The organism is Nocardiopsis sp. NPDC055824 (genome assembly GCF_053616335.1).
On record NZ_JBSHDN010000227.1, the window covers coordinates 1 to 9,649 of the forward strand.

The following is a 9,649-nucleotide window of genomic DNA, read 5'->3' on the forward strand; positions in this document are numbered from 1 at the left end:
CCGCGGCCCCGCGGAACACGGTGCCGGGGTGGCGGACCGGGGTGCGGCGCCCCCGCCACGGGAGCGGCGGACCGGGGTGCGCCTTCCGCTCCGCCGCTCCACCCGCGCGCGGCGTGTCCCCGTGCCGCGATCCGGGCCCTCGTTTTGCGCAACCGTCCGTGGTGTCTGTAGTCTTGTCACAGCCAGGAGGATTCGCCTAGTCAGGTCTATGGCGCCGCACTGCTAATGCGGTTAGGTGGCAACGCCTTCCGGGGTTCAAATCCCCGATCCTCCGCAGATCACGAGGGGTCCCGCGCTTCGGCGCGGGGCCCCTCGTGCGTGCCCGGTCTCAGTCTTGGTCTCAGTTGCACGCCGTGGCATGCGGTCTCACCCCGTCTCAGGGGATCAGCCGAACGGTGGAGACGGCCCACACTGCGCCCACGCTGCTCCGGCTCCACGCCGGGGAGCCCGCGCCGTCCCCCCCGGGCGCCGCTCCTCGACTCCGGGCACCGCTCCCCCCGCCGCCGCGCGCCGCCGCCCCCGGCCGCCTCATGCCAGGAGCGCGACCGACCCCCGCTCCACCAGGCGCACGGGCAGCCGCACGGCGGTGCCGGGGCCCTCCACGAGCAGGTCCATGATCTGCTCCCCCAGGGCCTCGCGCTCCACGGCGATCGTGGTCAGGCCCGGGTCCAGCAGGGCGGAGGTGGGCAGGTCGTCGTGGCCCACGACGCTGACGTCCCGGCCCACGCGCAGGCCCCGGGAGCGGGCGGCGTCGTAGACGGCGGCGCTCAGGTGGTCGGAGTTGACGACGAGGGCGCGGTGACCCGGACGCGCCATCATCTCCGACGACCTGCGGGCCACCGCCTCGTGGTCCAGCGGGCCGCGCACCACGTCTCCGGCCATCCCGTGCTCCGCGCAGCGGCGCAGGAAGGACTCCTCGCGTCCCCAGTCGGCGGCCAGGGCCTCGGGCGCCGTCAGCAGCGCGGCCTCGCGGTGCCCGCGCTCCGCCAGGTGCGCCACGGCCAGGGAGACGGCGGCGTCGTCGTCGGGGCCGACCGTGGACAGGCGGCTCGCGGCCCCCTCGCGGTCGGGCTCCGGTGTGCAGTTGAAGGCCACCACCGGGATATGGGTGTGGCGGTCCATCCACTCCAGGAGGCGGCCGCGCCGGCCGATGGGGGCGATGGCGATCCCGGCGACCGCCTCGGCGGCGAGCCTGCGCAGCGCGGCTCCCTCCCGCTCCTGGTCGTAGTCCGAGCTCATGATCAGCAGGAGCGCCCCCTTGCGGTGCGCGACGGTCTCCATGCCGCGCAGCACGTCCAGGAAGAAGGGGTTGCGCATGTTCCGGATCACCACGCCGTAGGCGGAGCGCCGTCCGGTGCGCAGCGCCCGGGCCCGGCCGTCGGGCTGGTAGTCCAGTTCCGCGGCGACGCGGCGGACCCGCTCCGCGGTCGCCGGGGCCACGCGGCCGGTGCCGTTGAGGGCGAAGCTGGCCTGGGCGACCGAGACGCCCGCCCCGGCCGCGACGTCCCGCAGGGTCGCGCGCTTGGTCGGTTCGGGCATGGCACTCCTCGGGGACGGCGGCCGTGGACTCGAAAAGTACCGTGTGCCCGCAGGGACCGGAACCGGCGCGGGCCTGGTAGCGCCGAGCGCTGTTCCTCGGGAGTTCAAGCCGTGGACACCGTTTGCGTCATGGCAGGTCACAGTGCTGATTAATCGTTTAATCACACGATCCGGAACAGCGGTGTCCGACGGGCGCCGCGCCGACCACGGAGATCCCCATGACCCTCGCCCACGGCCGCGGCGTCCTGAGTGCGGCCGCGATCACCGCCGTCCTCGCCCTGACCGCCTGCGGCAACGCCGACCTCCCCCCGGCCTCGGCCACCGGCGACGGCGGCACCGTCATCACCTACAACTCTCCCGCCGAGTGGGGGAACTACGGCGAGGTCCTGGCCGCCTTCACCGAGGAGACCGGGATCCAGGCCCCCAACGACCCGAAGAACTCCGGGCAGGCCCTGGCCGCGCTCCAGGCGGAGAAGGGGGCTCCCGTGGCCGACGTCGCCTACACCGGGATCGCCTTCGCCGGACAGCTCGTGGAGGCCGGCGTCCTCCAGGCCCACGTGCCGGAGGGGGCGGAGGAGGTCCCCGAGGACCTGCGCGACCCCGACGGGAACTGGACGGCCGTCCACACCGGCACGATCGCCTTCATCGTCAACGAGGACCACCTGGACGGCGCGCCCGTGCCGGAAGGCTGGGAGGACCTCCTCGACCCCGCCTACGAGGGCAAGGTCGGCTACCTCGACCCCACCCAGGCGGCCGTGGGCTACTCCGCCGCGACGGCGGTCAACCACGCGCTCGGCGGCGACCTGTCCGACTGGGGGCCGGGCCTGGACTACCTGGCCGAGCTGAAGGACAACGGCGCCTCCACCTCGGCCCAGACCGCCACCGCCAAGGTCGCCCAGGGCGAGATCCCCATCCTCATCGACACCGACTTCAACGGCTACAAGCTCCGGGACGAGGGCGCGAACGTCAGCGTCGTCATCCCCGAGGAGGGGTCGCTGCAGATCCCCTACATCGTCGGCCTGGTCGAGGGCGCCCCCAACGCCGAGAACGGCAGGGAGCTCCTGGACTTCTACTTCTCCGAGCGGGGCCAGGGCCTCTTCGCGGACGGGTACATGCGCCCGGTGGTCGGCGGGATGCCGGAGGAGCTCGAGGACAAGGTCCTGCCCGAGGCCGACTACGAGCGCGCGATCACCATCGACTACCTCGAACAGGGCGAGCGGCAGCAGGAGTTCATCGACATGTACCAGAGCGAGGTCGGCTTCTAGTGGCCCCCGGCACCGCGCGCGTGCGCCTTCGCACGCCGCCCCCGTGGACCGCCGCGCTCCCGGCCCTCGCGGTCATCGGCCTGTTCAGCGCCTACCCGGTCGCGGTGCTGGTGGGCAACTCCCTCGGCCTGGGCAGCGCCCCGGCCGACGGGGGACCCACCCTGGAGCACTACGCCGACGCCCTGGCCTCGGCGTCCGTCCGCGAGTCCCTGGCCGCGTCGGCGCTGGTCGCCGGGGTGGCCGTCCTGGCCACGCTCGTGATCGCCGTCCCCGTCGTGCTGCACCAGGCACGGCAGGACCGCGCCGGGGCCGGAGGCGCCTCCACCGACGCCCTGCTCACCCTGCCGATCGCCCTCCCCGGCATCATCATCGGGTTCTTCGCGATCGTGCTCAACGGCAGGACCGGGCTGCTCGCACCGCTGTGGGAGGGGTTCGCCGGCCTGGCCTACACCCTGCCCGGCCTCCTCGTCGCCTACGTCTACTTCTCGCTGCCCCGCGTCCTGGGGCCGCTGCGCGCCGCCGCGGCCGGGCTGCCGCACTCGCTCACCGAGAGCGCCCGCACCCTGGGCGCCTCCAAGGCGCGTGTACTGGCCACGGTCACCCTGCCCCTGCTGCTTCCCGCGCTCATCGAGACCGGGGGCACCGCGGCGGCGATCGCCCTGGGCGGGTACGGCACGGTCGCCACGCTCTCCGAGGGCATCCGCCTGCTCCCGCTCGACGTGGCCAACGCACTGACCACCGGCTACCGTCTGGCCGCCTCCTCCACCCTGGCGGTGCTGCTGGCGGCCATGGCCGTCGCGGCGCTGGTCCTCGGACGCGGCCTGGGGCGCCTGGTCGGTCGGGCGGTGGCCTCGTGAACCGCGCCGTCACCCGGGCCGTCTGCGCCTTCGTCCTCATCCCGATCCTGGCGACCCTGGTGGTCGCCACCAGCGTCGACTTCTCGCAGGGGCCCTGGGGCGGAGGGTTCACGCTCGACTGGTTCGCCCACGCCTGGCCCCCGCTCGCCCCCGTCATCGTCCGCAGCCTCGCCGTGGCGGCGCTGGTGGTGGCGGTCAACCTCGTCCTCTCCGGACCCCTGGCCTGGTGGGTGGCCCGCCACCCCTCGCCGCTGACCCGGCTGACGGGATACCTCGTCAACGTCCCCCTGGCCGTGCCGGGCATCGCGCTGAGCGTCGCCCTGGTGAGCGCCTACGCGGCACTGCGCCCCAGCGGGCTGCTGCTGGTCATGGGACACGTGGTGTTCACGCTGCCCTTCACCCTGGCCGCCCTGGTCCCCGCGCTGGCGGACGAGGAACTGCGCCTCCACGAAGGGGTGGCGCGCAGCCTGGGGGCCGGTTCGGCCAGGGTCCTGGCCACGGTCACCGTTCCCGGCTGCCTCACCGCCCTCACCCAGGCGGTGACGATGGTGTTCGCCCTCTCCTTCGGCGAGTTCAACATCTCCTTCTTCGTCAACCCGCCCGCCACGCCCACCGTGCCGTTCGCCCTGTTCGACTCCTACTCCACACAGAGGCTCGAACCCGCGTCCGCGCAGTCGATCATCTTCATCGCCTTCGTCGCCCCGGTGCTGACGGCCATCGTGCTGGCCCGGCGGCGCGCCCTGAGGAGCACTCCGTGACCGATCTCCGTGAACCCGAGACCGGGGCGCCCGGTCTCACCGTGTCCGACCTGACCATCCGCTACGGCGACACCGAGGCCGTGCGCGGGGTGTCCGTGCAGGTGCGGCCCGACGAGACCGTGGCCGTCGTCGGCCCCTCCGGCTGCGGCAAGAGCAGCACCCTGCGCGCGGTGGCGGGGCTCACCCCGGTCGCGGGGGGAGCCATCGGCCTGGGCGGGCGCGACATCACGCACCTGGACCCGGCCCGCCGGGGCGTGGGCCTGGTCCCGCAGGACTACGCGGTGTTCCCGCACATGAGCGTGGCGGGCAACATCGCCTACGGCCTGCGCGCCCGACGGCTCCCGGCGGACCGCAGGCGCCGACGGGTCGCCGAGATGCTGGAGCTGACCCGGCTCACCGAGCTGGCGGGACGCCGGCCCGGCCAGCTGTCCGGCGGCCAGCGCCAGCGCGTGGCGCTGGCCCGGGCCCTGGCCGTCGAACCGGACGTCCTCCTCCTGGACGAGCCCCTGGCGGCCCTGGACCCCCAGCTGCGGGGCGGCCTGCGCAGGGAGCTGTCCGCCATGCTCTCCTCCTCGGGGTGCGCCACGCTGATCGTCACGCACGACCAGCGCGAGGCCCTCTCCCTGGGGACGCGGATCGCCCTGATGCGCGAGGGGACCCTGGTGCAGTTCGGGACCCCCCGAGAACTCTGGGAGGACCCCGCCGACGCCTTCGTCGCGGACTTCCTGGCCGGCGCGGTCCTGCTGGAGGCGGAGCGCTCCCCGGACGGGGCCGCGGTGCTCGACGGGCGGTGGAGGATCCCGGCGGAGGACCTGGGGACGGGACCGACCGGCCACGGCCGCACACGCCTCCTCCTGCGCGACGACAGCCTCACCGTCACCGACCGCGACGACGGGGCCGCGGTGACCGCGCGGGTGGTGCACGCCGAGTTCGTCGGCGACGCCGTCCGCCTCACGGTCGACGCGCACGGCCACGTGTTCGGGGTCCGGGTCCCGCCCGACGCCCGGATCGGCCGCTCCGTGTCGCTGGCGGTCGTCCCCGGCCGCGCCACCCTGCTCGTTCCCGCCCCCTGAGACCGCCAGGCCACCGTACGAAGGAGCAACCGTGCTCGAACTCGAAATCCTCGGATCCAACGCCACGGCGCCCACTGCGGAGGGCCCCGCCTCCTGCTACCTGCTGCACACCGGCGACGGCGTCCTGCTGGTCGACGCCGGTCCGGGGTCCCTGCTGGCCTACTGCGCGCGCTACGGGCTCGACCGGTTGCGCGGGATCGTGGTGACGCACCTGCACGCCGACCACAGCCTGGACCTCATGGCCTGGGCCTACCGGTGGACCTTCCCCGAGGTCCTGCCGCGCATCCCCCTGTACTACCCGGCGGGGGAGGCCCCGCGTCTGGCCGCCTTCGACGCGGTCTTCGGCATCCCGACGCTGCCCACGATGAACAGCCCGATCGCCCAGTCCTTCGAGCCCCGGGAGATGGCCATGGACGGGACGACCCGCTACGAGGCGGCCGGGACGTCCTTCCGCTCCTTCCGGGCCCACCACAGCGTCCCCTCGGCCGCGCTCCGCTTCGAGGACCCCGACGGCAGGGTGGTCTCCTTCTCCTCCGACACGGGGTACTGCGAGGCCGTCGTGCGCGCGGCCGGGGGCGCCGACCTGTTCGTGTGCGAGGCGACCTACCTGGAGGCCGACGACCAGGCACTGAACGGCCACGGCCACCTCACCGCCGCGATGGCCGGGGAGCTGGCCGCCGAGGCAGGGGCCGGGCACCTGGTTCTCACCCACTTCGCCGACCCCGGCATGTGGGAGGAGGGCAGGAGGCACGCGGCCCGCGGTTTCACCGGAGAGGTGAGCGTGGCCAGGCCCGGCAGCCGCTTCTGAGGGGGCCGGCCCGCCCCGGCCCCCGCCCGCCCCCGACGATCGTCGGGGGCGGCCCCCGTCGGTCGGCACTGTCGGCGCGACACCGCGCCTTCCTAGCGTGGGACCCCGAAGGTCCGACGAGGGAAGGCTCCATGAACAAGCAGACCATCACAGTGGATGACACCGCTCTCGAAGCGGTCGACCTCGTCAAGAGGTTCGGCGGGGGCGAGACGGCGGTGACCGCGGTGGCCGGGGTGAGCCTCGGTTTCTCCCGCGGCGAGTTCGTCGCCGTCATGGGGCCCTCCGGCTCCGGAAAATCCACCCTCATGAACCTGCTGGCCGGGCTGGACACGCCCACCTCGGGGAGGGTGCTGGTCGAGGGGACGGACCTCGCCGGCCTGGACGACCGGCGGCTGACCCGGCTCCGGCGCGAGCGCATCGGTTTCGTCTTCCAGGCGTTCAACCTGCTGCCGGCCCTGACGGCGGAGCAGAACATCCTGCTCCCGCTCAAGCTCTCCGGCCGCACCCCGGACCGGGCGTTCTTCGACGAGATCGTGGGCTCCCTGCGCATCCGGGACCGGCTCGGGCACCGCCCCTCCGAGATGTCGGGAGGCCAGCAGCAGCGCGTCGCGATCGCCCGAGCCCTGCTGACCGGGCCCGCGGTGGTCTTCGCGGACGAGCCGACCGGCGCCCTCGACGTCTCCACCGGCCACGAACTCCTCGGCCGGCTGCGCGAGGCGGGCACCCGGCTCGGACAGACGATCGTCATGGTCACCCACGACCCGGTCGCCGCCACCTACGCCGACCGGGTGCTGCTGCTGTCCGACGGTGCCCTCCACGGCACGCTCGAACGGCCGACCACCGACGAGGTACTGGCCGCCATGGCCCGGACGGAGGCCTGATGCCCGGCTACGCCTGGGCGCAGACCGCCGCCCACCCCGCCCGGCTCGCCTCGGTCCTGTCGGCGATCGTGCTCGGCACGCTGTTCCTGGCGGCCACCGCCGTGTTCGCCGCGACCTCGTCCGCCGGCCTGCGCATCGTCGCCGCGGCCCCGCTGTCGGCTGCCGACGTGATCGTGGACCGCGATCCGGAGGCGGCCGATCCCGGTGCCGGATGGCCCGAGCAGGTGGCCGAGCACCCCGACGTCACGGCCACGGCCCCCCTCCACGCGGGCACCGTCCAGCTCGTCACGGACGAGATCCGCGCCACCGCCAACCTCTACAGCATCTCCGACCGGGACGAACTCCGGTGGTTCGAGCTGGCGGAGGGGGAGTGGCCCGCGAACGCCGCCGAGATGGTGGCCGACGCACCGACCCTCGACTCCGCGGGGCTCGCGGTGGGCGACACCGTGAGCCTTCTCGTAGGCGACGGGGAAACGACCGACATGACCGTCGTCGGCGCGGCCGACATCGGATTCCGGCCGCTGACCGGGGTCCAGTACCAGTTCTACACGTCGGAGGGCTTCTTCGCCGGGGAGAGCCCGCTGAGCGTCACGGCCGACATCGCCGACGGGACTTCTCCGGAGGCGGTGGTCGAGAGCATGGGAGCCGACCTGCCCGACGATCTCCACCCGATGACGGCGGAGGAACAGTCCCGGCTGGCGGCGGACCGGTTCGCGGGCGGCGCCCAGCAGCTGGAACTCATCCTGCTCGTGTTCGCCCTCATCGCCCTGCTCGCGGCCGCCCTGGTCATCGCCAACACGTTCACCATCCTGCTCTCCCAGCGGCGCCGCGACACCGCGCTCCTCAGGCTGGTGGGCGCGGAGAGGTCCCAGGTGCGCAACCTGGTTCTCGCCGAGGCGCTGATCATCGGTTCCATCGGTTCGGCGATCGGTGTGGCCGCGGGCGTGGGCGCGGGGTACGCGGGTGCTTCGCTGATGGAACTGACCGGGGGCGGCCTGCACGTCGGTGTTCCGGCCCTGGCCGGGGCGTTCCTGACGGGTGTGGCCACCACCGTGTGCGCCGCGTGGTTCCCCGCCCGCAAGGCCGCCGGGACCGCGCCGGTCGAGGCACTGCGTTCGGCTCCGCTCCAGAACGGGGTCCGCTTCCGGTCCGTCCACGCGGTGGGGCTCGCCGCGGCCGCCACCGGTGCGGCGGTGATGGTGTTCGGCATGCTCGCCGAGAACCTGCCCGTGTCCATCGCAGGCGGTTCCGTGGGCGCCGTCGGCCTGCTCATGGCCCTGCGCTACGCGATCTCCCGTCTCATCGGAGGGGCCGACCGCCTGCTGCGTCTCCGGGGAGGTATCGCCGAGCTGGCGGGGGCCAACCTCCGGCGCAACACGGGCAGGGCGGCCACGGCCACCCTCACCCTGGTGCTCGGGCTCGGGCTGATCGCGGCCCTGGCCACGGCCGCGAGCACAGGGCGGGCCACCATCGACGGTGATCTGGACGACCGGTTCCCCGTGGACGTGAGCGCGCGGGTGGACACCGGCTCGGTGCCCGCGGCGACCGTGGACATGGTCCGCGACATCGACGACCTGGTGCTGGTGGAGACGCCGCGCACCGAACAGGTGACCGTCGAGGGTCTGGGCGAGACCACCCTGGTGGGGGTCTCCCCCGAGCTGGCGCGGGCCGTCGGGGCCGAGGACCTGGCCGCGGACGGCACCGGAGCTCCGGCCATGCTGGTGTCCGAGGACCAGCTGAACGCGCTCGGCGCCGCGCAGGGGGAGACCGTCGACCTGTCCGTCGACGGCGAGGCGCACCGCTTCACGCTGTACGCGTCCGAACTCGCCACCTCCTCCGGGGCCGCGAGCCCCGTGGTGCGGGAGGAGGCCCTGGACGCGGTCGCCCCGGGTGACGAGCGGGGCATGGTCTGGGGCACGGCCGCCGCCGGGGCCGACTACGACGCCCTTGCCGAGCAGATGAGCCGGGTGGCCGGGGCGGACCCCGCGATCACGCTGAGCGGAGCCCTCGCCGAACGGACCGGCCTCACCGACGTCCTCGACGTTCTCGTCAACCTGTCGCTGGCGATGCTCCTGGTCACGGTGGTCATCTCCAGCCTCGGAGTGGCGAACACCCTGAGCCTGTCCGTCCTGGAGAGGACGCGGGAACTGGCCCTGTTGCGGGCACTGGGACTGACCAGAGGGGGGCTGAGGAGCACACTCGCGGTGGAGGCTGCGGTCATCGCCGTCCTGGGAGCACTGCTGGGGCTCGTGATCGGCATTCCCTACGGGTTGGTCGGGGTGAACGCGGTCGTCGGGGGGACCGCACCCCTCGTCGTCGCGGTCCCCTGGGCGGAGCTGGCACTCGTCCTCGTGTCCGCCCTGGTCATCGCGGCGGCGGCCACCGTGCTCCCCTCCCGGCGGGCGGCGCGGATAGCCCCGGCCGAGGGGCTGGGCGCCGACTGACCGGAGCCGGGGTCCGCCCCGCGG

The 9,649-nt window shown here is 73.9% G+C and carries 8 protein-coding genes and 1 tRNA gene; 8 read left to right on the forward strand and 1 reads right to left on the reverse strand.

Going from position 1 to position 9,649, the window contains the following annotated elements; genetic code table 11:
• Positions 1–185 precede the first annotated feature (185 nt).
• Positions 186–274 (forward strand) — tRNA-Ser (locus tag ACWGL3_RS28175).
• A gap of 254 nt (positions 275–528) precedes the next feature.
• Here the strand turns inward: ACWGL3_RS28175 and ACWGL3_RS28180 are convergent.
• Complete coding sequence (locus ACWGL3_RS28180) at positions 529–1,539, reverse strand: LacI family DNA-binding transcriptional regulator (protein WP_267947184.1); 1,011 nt, start codon at positions 1,537–1,539, stop codon at positions 529–531.
• 218 nt (positions 1,540–1,757) lie between these two features.
• On the opposite strand from ACWGL3_RS28180, the gene ACWGL3_RS28185 reads away from it, so the two are divergent.
• From ACWGL3_RS28185 to ACWGL3_RS28215, 7 genes are all read left to right on the forward strand, one after another.
• Positions 1,758–2,804, forward strand: a complete 1,047-nt coding sequence (locus ACWGL3_RS28185) for an ABC transporter substrate-binding protein (protein ID WP_267947183.1) — start codon at positions 1,758–1,760, stop codon at positions 2,802–2,804.
• Positions 2,804–3,661: an ABC transporter permease subunit gene (locus tag ACWGL3_RS28190; protein WP_346660225.1), complete on the forward strand. Its 858-nt coding sequence runs from the start codon at positions 2,804–2,806 to the stop codon at positions 3,659–3,661. The genes ACWGL3_RS28185 and ACWGL3_RS28190 overlap by 1 nt, the downstream gene beginning before the upstream one ends.
• Positions 3,658–4,419, forward strand: coding sequence for an ABC transporter permease (locus ACWGL3_RS28195; protein WP_267947181.1), 762 nt, complete (start codon positions 3,658–3,660; stop codon positions 4,417–4,419). The genes ACWGL3_RS28190 and ACWGL3_RS28195 overlap by 4 nt, the downstream gene beginning before the upstream one ends.
• Positions 4,416–5,492, forward strand: coding sequence for an ABC transporter ATP-binding protein (locus ACWGL3_RS28200; RefSeq protein ID WP_267947180.1), 1,077 nt, complete (start codon positions 4,416–4,418; stop codon positions 5,490–5,492). Before ACWGL3_RS28195 ends, ACWGL3_RS28200 begins: the two co-directional genes overlap by 4 nt.
• A gap of 31 nt (positions 5,493–5,523) precedes the next feature.
• Positions 5,524–6,300, forward strand: a complete 777-nt coding sequence (locus ACWGL3_RS28205) for an MBL fold metallo-hydrolase (protein WP_267947179.1) — start codon at positions 5,524–5,526, stop codon at positions 6,298–6,300.
• 131 nt (positions 6,301–6,431) lie between these two features.
• Complete coding sequence (locus ACWGL3_RS28210; RefSeq protein WP_267947178.1) at positions 6,432–7,181, forward strand: ABC transporter ATP-binding protein; 750 nt, start codon at positions 6,432–6,434, stop codon at positions 7,179–7,181.
• Complete coding sequence (locus ACWGL3_RS28215) at positions 7,181–9,625, forward strand: FtsX-like permease family protein (RefSeq protein WP_452461992.1); 2,445 nt, start codon at positions 7,181–7,183, stop codon at positions 9,623–9,625. Before ACWGL3_RS28210 ends, ACWGL3_RS28215 begins: the two co-directional genes overlap by 1 nt.
• Positions 9,626–9,649 lie beyond the last annotated feature (24 nt).

Excerpts from the sequence above, each read along its gene's own strand:
- ACWGL3_RS28215 (WP_452461992.1), top strand. The coding sequence starts at position 7,181 with ATGCCCGGCTACGCCTGGGCGCAGACCGCCGCCCACCCCGCCCGGCTC.
- ACWGL3_RS28185 (WP_267947183.1), top strand. The coding sequence starts at position 1,758 with ATGACCCTCGCCCACGGCCGCGGCGTCCTGAGTGCGGCCGCGATCACC.
- ACWGL3_RS28180 (WP_267947184.1), bottom strand. The coding sequence starts at position 1,539 with ATGCCCGAACCGACCAAGCGCGCGACCCTGCGGGACGTCGCGGCCGGG.
- ACWGL3_RS28210 (WP_267947178.1), top strand. The coding sequence starts at position 6,432 with ATGAACAAGCAGACCATCACAGTGGATGACACCGCTCTCGAAGCGGTC.